Raw genomic sequence first — 20,591 nt, 5'->3', positions numbered from 1 at the left:
TAAAATATGACGACCCCTTTTGTTAGTATAAAAACGATTACCTACAATCATGAAAAATTCATTGCGCAGTGCATTGAAGGAATCATGATGCAGAAAACCAATTTCCCGTTTGAATACATTATTGGTGAGGATTGCAGTACGGACGGTACGATGAAAATTGTTCAGGAATATGCGGACAAATATCCTGATGTAATCCGGATCATCACCGATGAAAAAAATGTGGGCGCAGCAGCAAATGATCATAGAACTGACCTTGCCTGCAAAGGGAAATATGTTGCTTTTTGTGAAGGTGATGATTTTTGGACCGATCCGTATAAACTGCAAAAGCAGGTTGATTTTTTAGAAGCCAATCCTGATTACGGAATGGTACATACCAATTTTTCGTGTGTTAAAGATGGAAAAATAATAAAGAGTCTTCGGGGTGAGGAAATGTTACCTACGGGTGATGTTTTAGATGATGTATTAAAGGGAAATCATATTGCAACTGCAACGGTGTGCATGAAAAATGATTTGCTTCAGAAAATTAATATTGGGAAGAAAATTGTTGATGAAAAATGGAAAATGGGGGATTATCCGTTATGGATTGAAACAGCCGCCGCAACAAAAGTTCATTACATGAAAGACGATACCATTACTTATCGGATTCACGACGATTCGGTGACCCATAAATTAGATTGGAATGGAGATTATCGATTTTTTAAAGACAGATACATTATTAAAAAATATTACATCGGGAAATTCAACCGCAGGCATTTACTGCCTTATATATTAAATATTTATCATAGGGAACTTTTGAAATATGCTATTTTCTTAAAAAAAGAGGATTTAAGGGAGGAGTGCAGTACCTATTTTAAAGAAAAAGCCAAAGGGAATGAATATTTGTACCGAATACTTTCCAGATACAAAATGTTCGATTCTATTTTTTGTTTTTTGTATACATCCAGAAAGAAACTGAAGATTATTGCTTAGGCTAATTTACTCCTCTGTGACTGGTAAATATTGTGATGCGGGATAGTTAAAAATAAGGGTGATATGTGTTTACAAGGAAAGAGATTGTTAATACTTGGTGGTGCTTCTTTTCAGATCTCAAGCATTCTGTATGCAAAATTAGCTGGTTATTATGTAATTACATGTGACGATACACCTGAGAATCCGGGACATCAGTATGCCGATGAATATATTAATTTGAACACTGGCGATTTAAAGGGAGTATTGAATTTATCAAGAAAATTGGAGATTGATGGGGTTTTGGCTTGTGCCTCCAATTCAGCAACAACTACAGCAGCTTATGTGTCCGAAAAAATGGGACTTCCGGGGAATCCATACAAATCGGTGAAAATTCTTTCGGAGAAAGATTTGTATCGTAGTTTTTTACTCACGAATAAATTTAATACACCTAAGTATGGCGGATACAGTACTTTAAATGATTTTTCAGAAAAATCAGATGAATTCACCTATCCTGTTCTGGTAAAACCAGTAGATTCTTCGGGAAGTAAGGGAATTACTTTGGTGAAAGATTTATGGGAAATAGGCAAGGCAATTGATTATGCAATGAAATTTTCGCGAAGCAAACGCTTTATTGTTGAGGAATATATCGAAAAGAAATATCCTCAGCTCGATGGAGAAATTTTTATTTACAATGGTAAAATTACAACATACTATCTGGGAGATCAGAAAAATGACCTTGAGGTCAATCAATTTGTACCATCCAGTATCAATTATCCTTCTCTTTTGCCCAATGAGTTACACGAAAAAATAAAAGAAGAATTACAAAGAGTAATCGATTTGTTAAAAATCAAATTTGGTGGGGTTAATATCGAGGTGATTATTGATGAGAACGATCAGATTTATTTGATGGAGATTGGAACTCGTAACGGAGAGAATTTCATTCCGGAAATTATAAAATGTGCAATCAATGTAGACATGATAAAAATGAGTGTGGATGCCTGCATGGGAGTGGAACCAGAGATTAACAACCAAGAAGGGATCAATAAGTATTTCACAACTTATGTGATTCATTCCAATAAAGATGGGAAATTCAGATCGGTTAAATTGGATGATTCGATAAGGGATTATGTGCTTGAAATTAAATTGATGGTTGAAGAGGGGGCAGATGTTTTTCGGTTTTGCGGTTCGAATTGTACGGTTGGGATAGGTTTACTGGAGTTTCCTAATTTGGATACACGGGATCGGATCATGAATAAAATAGGAGAACTAATTGCAGTTGAATTGGAATAATGGAATTTGTTAATTCGCTGATGTAAATATGAAGTACATTGAAACAGGATTTTGGATGCTGGCTTTTTTTATTGCTCTTTTTTTAAAGAGTTATACAATTGGTGGTCAGGAAATGGCTTACATTTGGAAGTTGCCTTTACTTATTTTTCTATTTGTTGGTGTTCTGGGGCAGAAAGTCCATTTCAATTTTTTGATTCTCGGCTATCTTTTCGCGATTAAGAATCTGGTGAATACTTCTTTTTTCGATTATCCGGTTGATTCCATTATCAATTTCTCTAAATACTTAACCATACCCTTGGTGGTTCATTGGATTTATTTGAATATCAACAGTGTTGAAAGCCTGAAGAAATTACGGATGCTGCCGGTTTATCTGGCCAGCTTTCTAATTATTTCAAATATTCCTTACTATTTGGGTGTTTTTTCGGCTCCGGTAAGTAAAACCATGCTTTGGATGGAGGATACCTCTTTGGATGGTTTGGTTGGAATATTGGGAGCGCCGCATTATACCTCGGCTTTATTATCCATCGCCTGCATTGTTATTCTTGAGTTTATCGTTAAAAAAAGAGGCGGTATGCTGTTGAATTTAGTATTGGGACCTCTTTTAATTTTAGGATTATTCTTTCTTTTCAAAACCTACACACGAACCGGCTGGCTCATGTTTGTGGTTGGAGTCAGCATCCTTTTTGTACGAAAAATTACCTTTAAGGAAGCGGGTAAAATATTGGGTCTTATTGTTCTTTTATTTGTGGGTCTTATTGTGTTGTATCAAACCAACGAAGGCTTTCGCCGCAGAGTGATGGACGACAGGGCAGGGCAGGAAGATAAATCGGCTTATGAAACTGTAGGTTCCGGGCGTTTGCAAATTGCTCAGGTATATTTGGAAAATTTGTACGAAAGTAATTTTGTGACCTATTTGGTTGGGATGGGCATGCAGGAATCACAAAACAGATATGAGAAAAAGGATGGAATGCCTCTTTTTGCACACAATGGTTTTGTTCAGACTATTGTTGACAATGGAATACTCGGTTTTCTACTTTATCTGGTGTTCCTTTATTCAATTTTCAGGGAAATTTCCAAATCGAACAGTAGTCACAACCAATTGACTGCGGCAATTTTTTTTATGTTTATTTCCTGTTTGGTAACACAGCAGGCTAACTACTTTTTATTGGATCTGATTCTTTCTCTGTTCATCGGAATTTCATTGATCGAAGATAGGATTAACCGTTACATTGAAATAAAACAGCGGCTTTCATCAGTCGATTTGAAGACTCACTCAGCAACAATTTAAAACATGTATCATTTTCGCTTTATCACTTTAAATGATCTGAAGGAGATTGATTACTTCGGGAATTTTCCCAGTAATCAGTTCAACTGGATTTACAATTGGTTTTCTGTTTTCGAAAAGGTTGAAAACAATGTGCTTGGATATAACAAAAAAGCATTTATCGTTGCAGCTTATAAAGATGATCAGCTTGCTGCTGTAGTTCCTCTTGTGAAATTGTACAGAATCTATTTTAAAGTGGTTAAAATTGAATTTTTAGAGTTTATGGGACAACAATGGTCCAGTCTCGGGAATGATATTTTGAAGTTTGATGATTTGGAAGAATGCTTTTCATCTGAATTGATTTCGTGGATAAAAACAAATATAAAATTTCACTTCATCTTTTTTAAATACTTGCCCGAATCATCGGTTTTAGCCAACAAATACCGGTTGTTACATTACGCTGGTGCGCCTTTTGTTCGTGTAGATAAATACAGCAGTTATGAGGAGTTCTCGGATGCAGTATATGCAAGAAAATTTCGCGAAGATTTGCGAAGAACTTTGAGGAAAATTAAAAAAGAAAGTTTTGAGATCGAAGTTGGTTTTGAAGAGATAAACGAGGCTGGTTTAACCGAAATTAGACGAATAGCAAAAACGAAAGAAAGAGATGGGAAAAGTTTTTTGTACGGAGATGCTGAAAAAGAACAGTTTCATTTAAAAATGTATGAAATATTTCCTTCGCAGGTAGTATTCGTGAAATTTAATCAGCAAGTGGTAGCTTACGCAACAAGTATCGATTGGAATGGAGTAAGAATTGGGATTGACGCAGCCTTTGATCGGGATTACCGAAGATATGGTGTAGGAATCCATTGTGTTGATTCAATTATTCAGAATAGTTTTAAAGACGGCAAGCAGAAGATCTCTTTTGGTATGGGACTGGACAGCTATAAATTTCAGTTTACTGATCAGGTTGATCGATATTTTATGTGCTACGATTATAAATTTCGATTAAAGTCTTTGCTTGCCTTGCCTTATTTTTTGTATTGCTTAAAGAAAGAAGAGCAGCAGGTAATTAAAAACCTTCAAAATATAAATGGCAATGGAAGGATTTAAGAAAATACTTGGAGATATTTTGGGTATGGTTCTGCTTTTACTTTTTAAAAGTTATGGACTGAAAAAGTTTGACAAACATGTTTTGTCTATCTATTTTCACAACCCGTCTCCTTTTTTATTTCAAGGAATAATTCTGTTTTTAAGAGCTCATAATTTTCATTTTATCAGTGAGAAAGAATTGTATGATTTTGCGCTTGGCAGAGATGAGTTGAAGGAAAGGAAAGCCTTTGTTTCGTTTGATGATGCATGGAAAGGGAACTTAAAATTGATTCCAATAATTGAGAAATATCAAATTCCAATTTCAATTTTCGCACCCGTTAAACCGGTTGTGTCGGGGAATTATTGGTGGGAATACGTTCCTTATTTAAAAAGTAAGTATCCCGAAATAAGTGGTGCTGAGGATTTAAAAAGGATGAAAAACAGTGAGCGAATGGAATATGTTCGAAATGCTGCTGCCGAACGAATTTTAAAGAGGTCGGCTGTAAATCTGAAAGAACTGGAATATTTGCACAAGCATCCGCTTGTTACCATCGGATCGCATACCTATCATCATCCAATTGGTATTCAATGCAGCAATGAGGAACTGGCATTTGAGTATTCCGAATCGAAAAAAATTTTAGAGAGCTGGTTGAAAACGGAAATTAATTCATTCGCATATCCAAACGGCGATTACGATGAAAGGGATTTTGAATTCTTAAAAAAGAATGGCTATAAAATGGCTTTTACTACGAGTCCGGATCTAAGTAGGAAAAATAATGGCATGTACGAAATTCCCAGAGTTTCCATCAATACAAAAGGAGGGAAATACGAGAACATTGCACGCATGTTAGGTTTGTGGCATCAGTACATTCAACCTTTGCAATTGAAATTAAAATCAGAAAACAGAAAAGTCAGCGTTCAAATCGTAGATCAGTATTCTTGAAAATGAAACTGTTTTTCACCTTATAAACTTCATATTACATTTCTAATGAAAGAAGTATTATTTATTGCTCCTGGGAATACAAAAAGTAAAGGTGGAATCGGCTTGTGTGTAAATAATTATTCGAAACACATCAAACCATTTAAGCTGATTGTTTCGCATCGATTCAGCTCAAAAGTGTTGAATAGTATTTGGTTTCCTGTTTGTGTAATTGAATTGATATTTCGCCTTTTAAAAGATTCAGATATTAAAATTATTCATATTCACGGAGCATCGAAAGGTAGTTTTTACCGCAAATACATTCTGTTCTCGATAGTTCACAGGCTGTTTAACAAGAAACTGATCTATCATATCCACGGAGGTGGGTTTCGCGATTTTTATTTGGAATCACCGGTATTTATACAAAAGAGAATTCGTTACGTAATTCAGTCTGCGGATGTTGTTTTTTGCCTGACTGAAAAGTGGAAGCATTTCTTTTCCAGCGCTTTTCATCCGAAGCGTGTGGTGATTTTAAACAACATGATTATTCCTCCGGCTGAAGCCAATAAAATAGTGTTGAATGGCAAACTTCAGTTTCTCTTTTTGGGCTTAATTGGTGACAATAAGGGAATATTTGATTTATTAAAAACCATTTCGAAAAACAGAACCAATTTTGAGGGGAGACTAAGCTTAAAGATTGCCGGTAATGGAGAAGTGGCCCGGCTAAAAAAATATATTTCGAGATGGAAATTAGAGAATCTGGTACAATTTGAAGGTTGGGTAGATGCAGAGAAAAAAGATCAGTTGATGCGCTCATCGCACATTTTTATTTTGCCTTCCTACAAGGAAGGATTGCCCTTATCTATTTTGGAAGCAATGAGTTATTCACTGCCAATAATATCAAGTAATGCGGGAGGAATCCCTGATTTAATTTACAAATACAAGAATGGCATTTTAGTTGATGCCGGAAATGAGGACGCGATAAAAAAAGCCATTTTAAAACTACTAAACAACCATAATTTGATACAGATTTACTCTGAAAGGTCGGCAAAAGGGAGTGTTGACTTCTATCCTCAAAGCGTTTTAAAAACTCTATTTTCAATTTACCATGAACTACAGAGCACTAAGGGATTACTTATTGAGCAAAATTAAGTTTGGTTACCGGTTTTCAAAAGAATTACAGCGGATAGCCGACTTGTACTCAATTAGCGAATCTCAATTATTAGAACTTAAAAATCAGGAATTTGTAAAGCAATATCAAAATGCATTTACCAATTCTAAATTTTATAATAAGCTTTATCAGGAGCACGGATTGAACTTAAATTCAATCCAGTCAACTGATGATGCAAAATTGATTCCTATCATCACAAAAGAAGACATACGCCATAGGGTTGATGAATTGCTAACCTGTAATAAATTGTTTGTTTATACCGCTTATACCAGCGGAACAACCGGATCGCCGTTAAAGCTGTACCGCGATTATCAATCGGTTTGTAAAGAATATTCTTACGGATACTATTTTCAAAGTATGCACGGGTATCAGTTGGGCGATAAAGTGATTTCTATCAAAGGAGATTTAGATCAAAGTGAAATTTCCAGATACGATCGTTCATTAAATACCCTTCATTTGTCGAGCTATAATCTGAATGAAAAAAATATTAAGAAGTATTACCGGTTAATTAAAGATTTCAGTCCCAAGGTAGTAAAGGCATATCCATCCTCTCTGCAGATTCTTTCGGTAGAATTGTACAAAGCAGGACTCGATTTACAGATTCCGCTGGCTTTTACTTCTTCCGAAGTGCTGCACGATTTTCAACGAAGCATTATTGAGAAGGTTCTGCACACAAAAATTTTCGACTGGTATGGGAATTCCGAACAAACCATCTCTTTAGGTCAGGTAAAGAAGGATTTGTATCAGGATATTCCTTTGTATGCTCATATTGAGGTGCAGGAAAAGTGCATTATTACTACGGGTTTTATTAATAAGTCTTTTCCGTTGATTCGTTACAAAATTGATGATGTGATAAAATTGAAGTGCGACAGCAGCTGCATTCGTTGTTGTACCAGCCGAATTTTAGGACGGGATAATCAGTATGTGTTGTTGAAAAACGGGCAGCAAATCGGCCTTTTGGATCATGCCTTTAATTTTAGCAACGTAAAGAACATTCTGGGAGCACAAATAGTTCAGAATGCAGCAGGCGAAATAGATTTGAATATCATTCCGGATTATAATTTTACGGAGACGAATAAAGCAAACCTCATTAAGAATTTAACTCAGCTTTTGGGTGCTGATTGCAAGATTAATTACAAAGAAATCGGCGAAGACCAAATTATTCGAACAGTATCAGGGAAGTATAATTTGATGGTTTCGAACCTTAATTCTCAGAAGGGAAATCAGGTGATCAGAGAAATTATGCAGGAAACTTAAACCATAAACTTCGAATATGACTTATCGATTAATCAAAGATTTGATTGCTTATAAAATTAAGTTTGGAAGTGGTTTCGAAAAAGAGCTCAGAAAAATTATTGATTTGAACACTTGTTCGGAACAGAAATTATTGGATTTAAAAGAGAAGGAAATTGTAAAACAATTTCGAAATGCTTTTGAAAATTCAAAATTCTATAAAAATCTGTATCAGTCTCATGGATTAACTATTGATTCGGTTAAAAATTTATCGGATATAAATAAATTACCAATCATCAATAAATCGATTGTTAAAAAAAACAGTGCCGATATTTTAACCAAATCAAGGTTAATGGTTTTTAAAGCCTATTCGAGCGGTACAACAGGAACACCTCTCCAGGTCTACAGGGATTTTTTATCAACAATAAAAGAGTATGCATACGGACATTTTTTCCAGCAAATGCATGGTTATCATTTGGGTGATCCTGTTGTTTCTCTTCGAGGTGTACTGGATCGGAATACAGTTTCTTATTTCGATAAAAGCAATAATGTTTTGTACATCTCCAGCTTTCATTTGGGGGCGGATGAAATTGGCAGGATTCATAAAATGATCACTAATTTTCAGCCTAAAGTAATAAAGGCATATCCAAGTTCTATGCACATATTGGCCACAGAGTTGTACAAAGCCAATTTGGAATTAAACATTCCGCTTGCATTTACCTCTTCGGAGGTACTGCACGATTTCCAAAGAGAAATAGTAGAGAAAGTTTTCCATACCAAAATATTCGATTGGTATGGAAATGCAGAACAAACAGTTGCTTTTGGACAGTTTAATGATTCTTATTATCATGAGTTTCCATTGTATTCTCATACCGAATTTGCCGACAATCATTTAATAACAACCGGATTTATCAACAGAGCATTTCCTTTAATTCGTTATAAGGTAGATGATATAATTCAACTGGCACCCACAAGTAACGGAGCCTGTGTGGTTCAAAAAATAGAAGGTCGTGATGATGATTATGTGATTTTAAAAGATGGTCAGCGAATTGGACGATTGGATTTGGCATTCAAGAAAATAAATCAGCTTCTGGCGGCTCAAATTATTCAAAATACCGTGGGAGAAATAACTGTAAATCTGGTTCCAGATAAAGGGTTTACAAACCTAGACTGCACCCAATTGGAACAAAACTTAAGAGCTTTATTGGGGGCTGATTGTAGAATCAGGTTTGAAAAAATTGAAACGCAGGGATTGATCAGAAGCCACAGAGGGAAGTTTAATTTAGTTGTATCTCAAATTGAAAAAAAATGAGCCTGATTCAGAAGCAGATTGTGATTGTTGGTGCGGGACCACAAGCTTTATTTTTATTGCGGGAATATAGTCGGATAGGATATTTGGTTACTGTACTGGGGCGCAAAAACGAAATTGCCATGTATTCCCGTTACGGCATAAAATTAATTGTTGATACAAAAGAGGATTTGATTGGCAAATTGACAGATTTAGCCTCGAAAAATCAGATGCAGGATTGTATCGTAGCGAGTGGTTTTTACCTGTCTTTTCTGATGAAGAATTTTCCCGGGTTTTTCACTCTGTTTAATGTTGTACCTAATGATAAAGAGGCTTTATCTATTTTTTTGAACAAACTGCATACCTACCAATTGGCTGAGGAGATTAATTGCAAATACCCAAAATCAATTCTTCTGAGTCAATTGAATCACGATACCGATGACAGGCGTTTTACATTTCCGCAAATAGTAAAGTGGAATGAGGATATCTATTTGTATGAAAAACCAGCTTTCAAAACTAGTTTGGTGCACAATATAAAAGAGGTAAAGAATCTTTATCAAACTCTTGGCGAACGCGAAAAACAATCGCTGGTTATGCAGCAGTTTTTGGGAGCAGATTTACAAAATAATTACTCCTATGGAGCTTATTTCGATCAAGGAAATTTAGTGGCAGGCATTTGTGTGAATGAAGTCCGGCATTATCGTTCGGGAGTCTCTTCGGTTGTGGAAGAATATCGCGGCGGATTTGCCGAAATTATAGAAGAAAAATCCATTCAATTAATTGGCAAAACATTATTTACCGGTTTTTTAGATGTTGAATTTAAAATTTTTAATGGCGAGCCTTATCTTTTGGAGGTGAACCCCCGGCCGTTTGGTTTTATCCGGATCATGAAACTGAAATATCCTGATTTGATCCCCTATATTTTAGGAGAGTGCGTTAGTAATCAAAAGAATTCCAAACAGGTTCAATGGATGAATGTTCTGCGCGACATGGTTTTAATTGCTAAAAACCCGAGAAAGATAATGCACATGTTCTCAGTCCTGTTCAACTTCAGCAGCAGAACTTTTGATGTGTGGGATATCGGTGATTTGAAACCGTTTTTCCGACAGGTGAAACGCTGAAAGAAGACCAACAAAGAAAATATTCAATCAGATATACAAGGGAAATCGCAAAAGCAATGCGAAGAAATGCAAGAGCAACGTGAAGAAATGCATGGGAACGTCGAAGAAATGCCTGATCAACGCGAAGAAATGCATGGGAACGTGGAAGAAATGCAAAAGCAACATGAAGAAACGCATGGGAACATGGAAGAAACGCAAGAGCAACCTGAAGAAATACAAAAGCAACCCGAAGCAATGCAAGAGCAATGTATCAATGTACAAAGTCTGCATCTGAAATAAATACCAAACCAGTTAAACCATCAAAATCTCATGATCTCTCTTTGCCTAACACTCGACTACGAACTTTTTGGTTCTGGTCGGGGCGATGTTTTCAAGCACATCATTGAGCCAACCAATAGAATGTTGGGTATTTGCGAACAGCACAAGATTAAACTGACTATATTTTTTGAGGTGGTAGAATACTGGAAGCTGAAGGAAGCTTACGAGAGTGGCATTACAATGGGATATTCGTTGAATCCTGCAACTGCCATGAAAGAGCAAATACAGAGAGCTTATCAATTGGGGCACGATGTACAATTGCACCTGCATCCGCAATGGATTGATGCAAAATATGAAAAAGGGGAATGGTTGCTGAATTTGGATTACTGGAGGTTGCCTGAGGTGCCCGATCAGCCGGACGAAACCATTAGCATGGGATTGCCGGAACTAATCCGAAAGGGAAAAGAGACTTTGGAGTCCATTCTGCAACCGATAAATTCTGAATACAAGTGCAACATACTTAGGGCAGGAGGATACAATATCGATCCATCTGACCGATTACTGAAAGTTCTTAAGCAGCATTCCTTTATTGCAGACAGCTCGGTTTATTTTGGTGGAAAAGCGGAAGGCAATTTGTCGAGATACGATTATTCAAATATTTCAGAAACCAAAGCTTACTGGTATGCATCCAATAATTCTTTGATGAGTTCAAACGGCATTAGCAGTGGATTTTTGGAACTGCCAATTTTTGCTCAAAAGCGAAGACGAATCCTAAAATACGATGCAGTACGAATAAAATCTGCAATGCAGAATAAAGCCAATTCCTTGGAGAAATTTAAAAACAACAGCGCAAAGAAATCAAAATGGGAGACGGTTCAGTTTTTGCTTCAGGAAGAGGCCTTAACCTGGGATTTTTGTTTGTTCTCGAAAGGGAAAATGAGAAACTTTTTAAAAGCGGCAATCAGGCTTCAGAAACATTCAGCAATGCTGTTTCATCCCTTTGTTTTGGTCGGACATCCAAAGGATTTCTACTATCCGGATGCCTTGCTTTATTTGGCCAAACAAGCAGGAAAAAGGGAAATAGCATTCCATACTTTAAGCGAATTGCAGGAAAAAATAAAGCAACAGTAAGTAAAAACACCTCAAAATTCCCTTAAGAGGACTTTTCTCACGGAACAAGTTTTCTCAGCACATCTATAATTCAGAATATATGTACAAAGCAAGTTTCCAGAAACTTAGAAACTATATCGAAAGTCAGGAATACAAAGGCTGGGATCCATACGATGGCCTGAATTCCAAACTTTTTCAGTCCATTCCTTTTGTGAAAAACAGCAGGTTAATGCGATTGATTTGGATTCAGGCATTTAAAAAAAGTCCAATAAATTTCCGGGGTCTTACCAGAGTTGAGAAGGATTACAATCCAAAAGGTCTTGGTTTATTTCTTAGTGGATATTGTAAGCTCTATCAATTTGATCGAACACAGGAGGTAAGATCCCGGATTCATTTTCTGAGCGAAAAATTATTGGAAATGCAATCGAAAGGCTGGTGGGGCCCCTGTTGGGGATACAATTTTGATTGGCAGGCAAGAGCCTTTTTTCAACCCAAAGGCACACCATCGGTAGTTGTTACAACTTATGTAGGCTGTGCATTGCTGGACGCCTACGAAATATTGGGAGATGAAAAGTTGTTGGAGACCGCCATACGAATCAAAGATTTTATTTTGAAGGATTTGAACCGAACCTACGACGGAAACGGGGATTTCTGTTTTTCGTATTCTCCATTGGATCAAACTCAGGTTTTTAATGCTTCTCTTTTAGGAAGCCGGATGCTGTCGAGAATCTATCATTATACACAAGAGGAGGAAGTTTTGAATTGTGCAAAGCAATCGGTAAGGTATTGCATCAAGCACCAAAACTCCGATGGATCCTGGTCGTATGGTACTTTGCCTTATCATCGCTGGATTGATAATTTTCATACCGGATTTAATCTCGAGGCCTTATCCGATTATCGAAAATATGCTAAGGATTCTTCCTTCGACCGGCAAATTCAATTGGGATTGGATTACTATTTAGCCAATTTTTTTGCCGAAGACGGAACGCCAAAATATTACAGCAATTCAGTTTATCCAATTGATATACATTGTCCGGCTCAACTACCCATTACACTATGCAGCTTAAATGTGTTGGAAGAGAATCAGGAATTGGTTGATCGGGTTTTACAATGGACCATCAACAATCTTCAGGATCAATCCGGTTATTTCTATTTCCAGTTAGGGAAACGCGGAAAAAATAAGATTCCTTACATCCGATGGGCACAAGCCTGGATGTTTTTGTCCTTATCGAATTATTTAGTTGAAACTATAAAAATACCGGAATATGAAACGAGTCATGAGAAAAAGCTCACAAACACATGAATGACTGTTTGGCGAGTTCCATATGGCAAAAACTTAAAATTATACTCATATGAAAAAGAGAATTACGATAATGAACTCGCCGGTTGACGTGTTGACGATGAAGGAAACTCTTCATCTGATCGACGATTCTATTCGGGATAAAAAGCCAATTCAACACATTGTGGTAAATGCGGCCAAACTGGTGCACATGCAAACCGATACCGAGTTATACAAATCGGTAGTAGCCAGCGATATTATTAATGCGGACGGAATGGCTGTTGTTTGGGCCGCGGGATTATTAGGAGAACCTTTGCCGGAAAGAGTTTCGGGTGTTGATTTGATGCAGGAACTGGTTATTTTGGCTGCTAAAAAAAAATACAGAATCTTTTTCTTCGGAGGCAAAGAAGAAGTGGTATCCGAAGTGGTTCGAAAATACACGTCTGTTTTTGGAGAAGAAATAATTGCCGGTTTCCGAAATGGGTATTTTAACAAAGCTCAGGAAGCAGATATTGCAGCACAAATTGCAGCATCGAATGCAGATATTTTATTTGTAGCCATAAGTTCTCCAACCAAGGAGATTTTTCTGAATACCTACAAAGATCAGCTAAAAGTGTCCTTTATTATGGGCGTTGGCGGTTCGTTTGATGTAGTAGCAGGGAAAGTAAAAAGAGCACCTCTTTGGATGCAAAACTCAGGTTTGGAATGGTTTTACCGCTTTTTGCAGGAGCCCCGCCGAATGTGGAAAAGATACTTAACAACCAATTCTCTGTTTCTCTACTACATATTTAAAGAACGAATTCAAAAATTTTTCAGATAAACCCACACTTCTATTTTACAGAAGCAAGTGTGCATCTCTATTGTAAAAAATACTCAACTCAGAATACAGACAGCCGTTGACCAACCATCAACTTGAAAAGCTGGCTGTGGTCTTTTAAAATTTCACTTTAAAACCTTAAAACCATGATTAAAGGAAGAGAACAAACCCTTGCACGTTTGAGTACTCTCATGCAAGTAGGTTTATCAGTTGCTTGTTATTGGGTGGTGGCTTGGGCAGTTACTACCTATTTAAGACCGGTAAATATTGATATTCACGATAACAATACAATTTACCTGCTGATTATCGCCATTTGGTACACGCTGATAAAGGAGCTGAATCTGGGTAAAATGCTTCGGGTAAAAACCTACTCCGAATTGTTTGCCGAATATTTTGCCATGGTTGTAATAAGTTCAGGATTGCTGCATTTAGGAAGTTTATTCCTCACTGATTCCGTACCAACATTAATTCTGGCTTTGTTTGCCTGTTTAAATCTTGTAGTGCTTTTTGGCTTTCGGATGTTAAGTTACCGGATATTTAAATTGCTGAGAGGGAAAGGCTTTAATACCAGAAATGTTTTAATTGTTGCAGATGATGAATCGTATCTGCACTTTATCGACCGAATGCTTTTTATTCGCGATTGGGGATACAATGTTTGGGCGATTATGTCGGATGGAAAACACATCAAAAATAAATACGAGTCGCACGTTCGGGTTTTGCACGAGCATTTTCAGCTAAGCGAAATTATCGATGCCAATGTGGTTGATGAGGTAATTTACTGCAAGGGAAAGTTTGATAATGAAGAAGTCCGGGCTTTGATTTATGCCTGTTCCGAGGTTGGAGTTACGTTTCGTGTTTATTCCGAATTGTTAAGTGTTGTTAGTCAGCGATCTCATCTTACTTATTTTAAAGAACTTCCTTTTCTTACGTTCGCCAATAATACGAAAAATTACTTTGCCCTTAAGGTGAAGGAAATGCTCGATTTCCTGTTTTCATTTGTTATTGTGGTATTGATTTCTCCTGTCTTGTTAGCCATATCAGTGGCAATAAAAATTGAAGACGGAGGTTCCGTTTTTTTCCGTCAAAGGCGGGTAGGCCTGAATGGACGTATTTTTCATTGTCTGAAGTTCAGAACAATGGTTGAAAATGCTGAAGCCTTACGGGTGAAACTTGAAAATCAGAATGAACAATCGGGGCCGGTTTTCAAAATTAAGAATGATCCGAGGGTAACCCGTGTAGGTAGATTCCTTCGAAAAACATCTTTGGATGAGCTGCCTCAGTTCTTTAATGTTATCAGAGGCGAAATGTCGATTGTTGGTCCACGGCCGCCAATACCTTCCGAAGTTCAGCAGTATCAACGTTGGCAGCGCCGGCGATTAAGCATGAAACCAGGAATAACATGTATCTGGCAAGTGTCTGGCCGCAATAATATTCCTTTCGAGGAATGGATGAAACTGGACATGCTTTACATCGACACCTGGTCGTTAAAACTGGATTTAATACTATTTCTCAGCACCATTAAAGTTGTGTTCACTGGTGAAGGGCAATAGTTAATCTCAATATATTTAAACTAGAATCAACAAAAAAACCAAGACCATGAATAAAAAATATTTATTTCTGATGAGCCTCATTTTAGTAATGAGTATCATTTCCTGTCGATCAAAAAAAGATTTGGTTTACCTGCAGGACACCGGTGCTGAGATATTGGCAAGCGAGTTTACAACAAAAGTTCCCGAGTATCGGATCAAGACAAACGACAATCTATTTGTGAGTATTAAATCCTTAAATCCAGAGGTGAATCAATTGTATAATCCTGCACAAAGCGTTGGCGGAATAGGAGGCTCACAGCAATTATACAGCCAGCAATCCGATCAGTATTTAAATGGTTATCAGGTAGATTCAAATGGAAATATTTCTTTACCAATTCTGGGTGCAGTAGGGATTGCAGGACTTAGTCAGGCCGAGGCTCAGGCTAAGGTTCAGGAGAGGGCCGACGAATACTTAAAGGATGCAAGTGTTAAAGTAAAACTCTTAAATTACAAAGTAAGTGTTATGGGAGAAGTTGCTACTCCAGGCGTTTACTACAATTACAATAGCAGCTTAACTGTGCTGGAAGCCATTAGTATGGCGAATGGAATCACTGAATATGCAAAAATTGACCGTGTTTTGGTGATGCGAACCTCCGAGAAACAAAGTGAAACATTTCGTTTGGATTTAACAAAGAAGGATTTTCTAAAATCGAAAGCATTCTTTCTGCAGCCTAATGATGTTGTTTATGTAGAACCTCACAGGATTAAAAATACGAATATGAATTCGGCCGTTTACAGCATTTTGCTGTCAACAGTATCAACGGCAGTATTGATAACCAGTTTAATAATAACCAACAAATAAGCTGTTTCGCTTGGTGATTATTCTAACACAAAATTTATTTCAATGAAGTATGTAGATGAAGTAATGGATTATTTTGATCAAAAAGATGGTCCGGATGTGAAGGAATTTCTTTATCGATTGTTGTCGAAATGGAAGGTATTTGCAGTGTGCGGAGCCTTGGGGATATTGCTGGCTTATTTTATCAGCAAGTATTCGAATCCGGTTTACATGATGCGGAGTACTCTCTTAATTCATGTTGATGCAGGGGAAACCAGCGCACAAAGTATGTTTGATGGTTATAAAATTCAGGACAAAGCAAACATACAAAACCATTTAGAAATTCTTAAATCATATACCATTAACCGAAAGGCAATGAGAAACTTGGCTTGGAATCAATCATGGTATAAAAAGCAATTGTTTTCCAACAGAGGTTTATATAGACATGAACCATTCGAAGTTCAGCAAATGGACGGGGTTAATATAACCAACCTGCCAATTTCTATTGTTCAGATTGATGATAAATCTTATAAAATTAAAGTAGATGGGAAAGCTGATTATAAGGGTGATGAAGTACATGTTAAATTTGAAAAGGTAGCTTTTTTCGATCAGCTGTTTAAGAACAACTACTTTCATTTTATACTTAAGAAGAAAGAAGAGGGAATTGATAAGAATGAAAATTATTTTTTCGTTTTCAATAACTTAGATGCGCTTACTCTCGCGTATATGGAGAGTATGACTATTAGTGTAGCTGAGAAAAAGGCTGAATTGATTCATCTTCGAATAGATAATTCGGAACCGGAAAGGGGAGTTGATTATTTGAATGAATTGAATTGGGTTTACATTCAATTTGGTTTGATCGAAAAAAATAAGAAATCTGAAAGTACGGTACGTTTTATCGATTCTCAACTGGAGGGAATCGTGGATTCTCTTCAAATGGCAGGCCAGAGCTTTAGCAATTTCAGATCAAAAAACAGAATTGTTGATTTGGGGCAGGAGGCTGGTGTGATTGTAGCAAAAGTGGAGGATCTTGAAAGTCAGTTGTCCAAGGCTCAAATTACTTTGGATTACTATAAAAATCTGTTGCGTAATTTAGACGATGTAAATCAAATGAAACAAGTTATAGCACCTTCCATAACAGGTGTTACAGATCCTTCGTTAGATGCATTAGTGGCTAAATTGACTGATTTGTACGGAAAACGGGAAGTGCTTTCTTATAGTGTTCAGGAGAAAAATCCGAGTCTGGTTATCCTGAATAAGGAAATTCAGTTAATTCAGCAAAGTTTAGAGGAAAATCTTCAAAGCCTGGTGGCCAACTCTCGAATCGAAGTACAGAGTTTAAGCGCAAGAATGGAAACCGTTAGAGAGCAATTGGCCCGAATGCCAAAGCATGAGCAAAAACTGGTTAGTATGAAAAGGAACTTCGACTTAAACAACGAACTTTATACTTTTCTACTGAAAAAACGTGCGGAAGCAGCCATTGCCAAAGCATCTAATGTGTCCGATTCGCAAATAATCGATCCGGCAAGATTGGCGACTATTGTTAAAATAAAACCCAAAACAGCAATTAATTTACTAATAGGCATGTTTTTGGGGATTGGACTTCCTTTTTTAATCATTATTCTAAAAGAATTCTTTAATGATAATATCCAGAATAAGGAAGAAATCATGAAGAAGACACAACTTCCTATTTTGGGGACTATTGCTCATAATAAATACAACGAAGCAGTTCCTGTGTTTTATCATCCCCGATCGGCTATATCTGAGTCTTTTAGAACCTTGCGGACAAATCTAACTTATGTACTGCCCAATAATCCGACTAAAATTATTGGGATTCATTCAACAATACCCGAAGAAGGAAAATCATTTGCGGCAGTTAATCTGGCAGCCATTGTTGCCATGAATAACAAGAAGGTGTTATTGATTGGAGCTGATTTACGAAAACCAAAAATTGAAATCGCTTTTGATTTGGATAATGCGCTTGGTTTAAGCACTTATTTAATCAGTCATAGCAAATGCAGTGAAATCATTCAGAAAACACACATCAAAAACCTTCACTGTGTAACCTCAGGACCTGTGCCGCCAAATCCGGCTGAGCTATTGGAAAATGGCAGGTTTGAGCAATTGTTATGCGAAGTGGAAGGGAAATACGATTATATATTTATCGACAATGCGCCTCTTTCCATGGTTACGGATGGAATCATTACAGGCAAATTTACAGATGCTAATTTGTTTGTTCTTCGTAAAGGATTCAGTCATCGGGAACAGATTAGTTTTGTGAATCAGTTGGCTGTAAAAGGCACTTTGTCGAACGTTTCATTGGTATTAAATGATGTTTCCATGAATGGTTATCAAGGCAAATCCTCAAGAAATACAAGTGGAAACGGTTATTATTATGAAGACAGTTCGCCGGGAATAGTTCGAAGGTTGTGGGAGAAAGTCTCCAGTAATTAAAAGAGTAAATAAATGGCCTGAACAACAATTCAGGCTATTTTTGTTCGTTAATCATTGAGAAAGAATAAAAGAATTCTATATTTTTATAAGTGATTGATACTTAAAATATTCTCTTTATGATTATAGCTGTAGATTTTGATGGAACCATTGTACATCATAAATATCCTGAAATTGGAAGTGAAATTCCATTTGCTGTCGAAAGTCTGATCGCATTGCAAAAGGAAGGTCATCAAATTATTTTATGGACATACAGAACGGAAGAAAATCTTTATGAAGCGGTTGATTACTGTGAAAAGAGAGGATTGGAATTCTATGCTGTGAACAGCAATTATCCTGAAGAGGAATTTGATGACACCATTAGTCGTAAAATTTATGCTGATTTATACATTGATGACCGCAATTTTGGTGGATTGCCGGAATGGGAGCACATATTCAGAAGCATTTCCACACAAAATTATATTTCGCATAAAGAATCAAAAACTAAAAAGATGTTTAGTCGGTTGCTCGATAAAATTTTTGGTGATTGATTATTCTATGTTAGCTAATTTAACTTTCTAAAAGTCATATTAGCGAACGATGAATGTTTGGTTGCTGATTTTTTTCCTATTGAAGAACGCGTTAAAGTTTCTCTTCATTTAAAGTGTCAACAATCAAATTCAGATCAATAAGAAACCTGAATTTTAACTTTCTTCTTTTTAATAAGTTCGTTTTTAAGTTTCCGGGCCAATTTTTCTCCCATTCCTCTTTTTACAGCAACGAATGACGAGTGATCGAGAACATCAATTTTTCCCAATTCCTCTTTTTTCAGATTTCCAACCTTACAAAAGAATCCAACCAAGTCAATTTTATTTATTTTCTCTTTTTTTCCCAAACAAATGTAAAGAGTCTCCCATTCAGGTTCTGCCGGTAATGGTTGATCTTCTGCCAGTTCAAGCACTTCAATGTTTTCAGGAATAAATTCCGGAGGTGTTTCGTCCTGAGCAAGTACCAGGTAGGAAGTTCCTTCGGCATTCATTCTGGCTGTTCGTCCGTTTCTATGTGTAAATGCTTCTTCTACTCTTGGCAGTTGGTAGTGAATCACATTTTTAATTTCAGGAATATCCAATCCTCTCGAAGCAAGATCGGTAACAATCAGCAGGTAATGACTTCCATTTCGGAATTTTAGAAGGGCTCTTTCCCGATCATCCTGTTCCAATCCGCCATGAAAAACATCACATTGAATGCCTTCATTTAAAAAATGTTTTCCAATTCGTTCCACAGCATCACGGTGATTGCAGAAAACTAAACTTGGCTGATTTCCCAAATGACAAACCAATTGAAAAAGAGTCGCCAATTTGTCTTTTTCTACAGATATTACTTTCTTTTGATCCAAAGCAATCGGTTTTGCATTGGGAATAAAGTCCAGTTCGATGAGCGAATTTAGCCTGGTAAAATCCGGAATATCGATATTATTGGTAGCAGAGGTTAGTATTTTTTTAATTTTAGACGGCAGAGCTAGTGTAACTTCCTTCATCTCTTTCTGAAAGCCTAATTCAAGAGATTTATCAAACTCATCCAGTATCAGAGTTTTAATATTTCTGCAATCAAAATTTCCTCTTCGAATATGATCGGCTATTCTTCCAGGAGTACCAATAAGCACGGCAGGAGGAGTTTTTAAGTTGTTTTTTTCGGTTGACATTGGATGCCCGCCGTAGCAGCAGTTTACCTTAAAATCAGTCCCCATACTTTTAAAAACACTCTCTATTTGCAAAGAAAGTTCTCGTGCAGGAGTTAAAATCAGGGTCTGAACAGCATCTGTTTCAGAATCCAGTTCAGCAAGCATTGGCAGCAAAAAAGCCAAAGTTTTTCCCGACCCTGTTGGGGATACCAAAAGCAGATCGCTGTTTTTGGTATAGGCTTTCGCGCATTCCTTTTGCATCTCATTCAATTCCTGAATAGATAGCTTTTCTAAAATCTTTTTAGTATCCATGTTTTTTGCTTGCA

At 36.8% G+C, this 20,591-nt stretch carries 18 protein-coding genes; 17 read left to right on the top strand and 1 reads right to left on the bottom strand.

Features of this window, described 5'->3' with window-relative positions; genetic code table 11:
* Nucleotides 1-6: 6 nt before the first annotated feature.
* From GQR60_RS00120 to GQR60_RS00040, 17 genes are all read left to right on the top strand, one after another.
* Nucleotides 7-969, top strand: a complete 963-nt coding sequence (locus GQR60_RS00120) for a glycosyltransferase (protein WP_124990998.1) — start codon at nucleotides 7-9, stop codon at nucleotides 967-969.
* A gap of 63 nt (nucleotides 970-1,032) precedes the next feature.
* The gene (locus GQR60_RS00115; protein WP_124990997.1) at nucleotides 1,033-2,238 is read left to right on the top strand and encodes an ATP-grasp domain-containing protein; all 1,206 of its coding nucleotides are present in this window, start codon (nucleotides 1,033-1,035) and stop codon (nucleotides 2,236-2,238) included.
* A 28-nt stretch (nucleotides 2,239-2,266) separates the two neighbouring features.
* Nucleotides 2,267-3,526, top strand: coding sequence for an O-antigen ligase family protein (locus GQR60_RS00110; protein ID WP_124990996.1), 1,260 nt, complete (start codon nucleotides 2,267-2,269; stop codon nucleotides 3,524-3,526).
* A 3-nt stretch (nucleotides 3,527-3,529) separates the two neighbouring features.
* Nucleotides 3,530-4,612, top strand: coding sequence for a GNAT family N-acetyltransferase (locus tag GQR60_RS00105; RefSeq protein ID WP_124990995.1), 1,083 nt, complete (start codon nucleotides 3,530-3,532; stop codon nucleotides 4,610-4,612).
* Entirely contained in the window at nucleotides 4,599-5,534 is a 936-nt protein-coding gene (locus tag GQR60_RS00100; protein WP_160463371.1) for a polysaccharide deacetylase family protein, read from the top strand. Before GQR60_RS00105 ends, GQR60_RS00100 begins: the two co-directional genes overlap by 14 nt.
* 45 nt (nucleotides 5,535-5,579) lie before the next feature.
* Complete coding sequence (locus GQR60_RS00095) at nucleotides 5,580-6,662, top strand: glycosyltransferase family 4 protein (RefSeq protein ID WP_124990993.1); 1,083 nt, start codon at nucleotides 5,580-5,582, stop codon at nucleotides 6,660-6,662.
* Nucleotides 6,619-7,938, top strand: coding sequence for a phenylacetate--CoA ligase family protein (locus GQR60_RS00090; protein WP_160463370.1), 1,320 nt, complete (start codon nucleotides 6,619-6,621; stop codon nucleotides 7,936-7,938). The genes GQR60_RS00095 and GQR60_RS00090 overlap by 44 nt, the downstream gene beginning before the upstream one ends.
* A 16-nt stretch (nucleotides 7,939-7,954) precedes the next feature.
* Nucleotides 7,955-9,226 carry a phenylacetate--CoA ligase family protein gene (locus GQR60_RS00085; protein WP_124990991.1) on the top strand — a complete coding sequence of 424 codons (1,272 nt, stop codon included), beginning with the start codon at nucleotides 7,955-7,957 and terminating at the stop codon, nucleotides 9,224-9,226.
* Nucleotides 9,223-10,323: a hypothetical protein gene (locus GQR60_RS00080; RefSeq protein ID WP_124990990.1), complete on the top strand. Its 1,101-nt coding sequence runs from the start codon at nucleotides 9,223-9,225 to the stop codon at nucleotides 10,321-10,323. Before GQR60_RS00085 ends, GQR60_RS00080 begins: the two co-directional genes overlap by 4 nt.
* Nucleotides 10,324-10,389: 66 nt before the next feature.
* Nucleotides 10,390-10,602 (top strand): hypothetical protein, encoded by a 213-nt coding sequence (locus GQR60_RS00075; RefSeq protein WP_124990989.1) that lies wholly within the window; start codon nucleotides 10,390-10,392, stop codon nucleotides 10,600-10,602.
* Between the two features lie 30 nt (nucleotides 10,603-10,632).
* The gene (locus GQR60_RS00070; RefSeq protein WP_124990988.1) at nucleotides 10,633-11,712 is read left to right on the top strand and encodes a polysaccharide deacetylase family protein; all 1,080 of its coding nucleotides are present in this window, start codon (nucleotides 10,633-10,635) and stop codon (nucleotides 11,710-11,712) included.
* A 79-nt stretch (nucleotides 11,713-11,791) separates the two neighbouring features.
* The gene (locus GQR60_RS00065) at nucleotides 11,792-12,994 is read left to right on the top strand and encodes a glycoside hydrolase family protein (protein ID WP_124990987.1); all 1,203 of its coding nucleotides are present in this window, start codon (nucleotides 11,792-11,794) and stop codon (nucleotides 12,992-12,994) included.
* A gap of 49 nt (nucleotides 12,995-13,043) precedes the next feature.
* A complete protein-coding gene (locus tag GQR60_RS00060) occupies nucleotides 13,044-13,790 on the top strand; it encodes a WecB/TagA/CpsF family glycosyltransferase (RefSeq protein WP_124990986.1) in 747 nt (248 codons plus the stop codon).
* A gap of 143 nt (nucleotides 13,791-13,933) precedes the next feature.
* Nucleotides 13,934-15,337: a sugar transferase gene (locus tag GQR60_RS00055; protein WP_124990985.1), complete on the top strand. Its 1,404-nt coding sequence runs from the start codon at nucleotides 13,934-13,936 to the stop codon at nucleotides 15,335-15,337.
* Nucleotides 15,338-15,383: 46 nt separating this feature from the next.
* Entirely contained in the window at nucleotides 15,384-16,178 is a 795-nt protein-coding gene (locus tag GQR60_RS00050) for a polysaccharide biosynthesis/export family protein (protein ID WP_124990984.1), read from the top strand.
* A gap of 42 nt (nucleotides 16,179-16,220) precedes the next feature.
* The gene (locus tag GQR60_RS00045) at nucleotides 16,221-18,608 is read left to right on the top strand and encodes a GumC family protein (protein ID WP_124990983.1); all 2,388 of its coding nucleotides are present in this window, start codon (nucleotides 16,221-16,223) and stop codon (nucleotides 18,606-18,608) included.
* Between the two features lie 116 nt (nucleotides 18,609-18,724).
* Nucleotides 18,725-19,135, top strand: a complete 411-nt coding sequence (locus GQR60_RS00040) for a BT0820 family HAD-type phosphatase (protein ID WP_124990982.1) — start codon at nucleotides 18,725-18,727, stop codon at nucleotides 19,133-19,135.
* Between the two features lie 134 nt (nucleotides 19,136-19,269).
* On the opposite strand, the gene GQR60_RS00035 is transcribed toward GQR60_RS00040, so the two are convergent.
* Nucleotides 19,270-20,577: a DEAD/DEAH box helicase gene (locus tag GQR60_RS00035; RefSeq protein WP_124990981.1), complete on the bottom strand. Its 1,308-nt coding sequence runs from the start codon at nucleotides 20,575-20,577 to the stop codon at nucleotides 19,270-19,272.
* Between the last annotated feature and the right edge of the window lie 14 nt (nucleotides 20,578-20,591).

It is taken from the genome of Labilibaculum euxinicum, from assembly GCF_009795715.1.
Classification (GTDB): domain Bacteria; phylum Bacteroidota; class Bacteroidia; order Bacteroidales; family Marinifilaceae; genus Labilibaculum; species Labilibaculum euxinus.
This window is presented reverse-complemented; position numbering and strand designations above follow the sequence as displayed.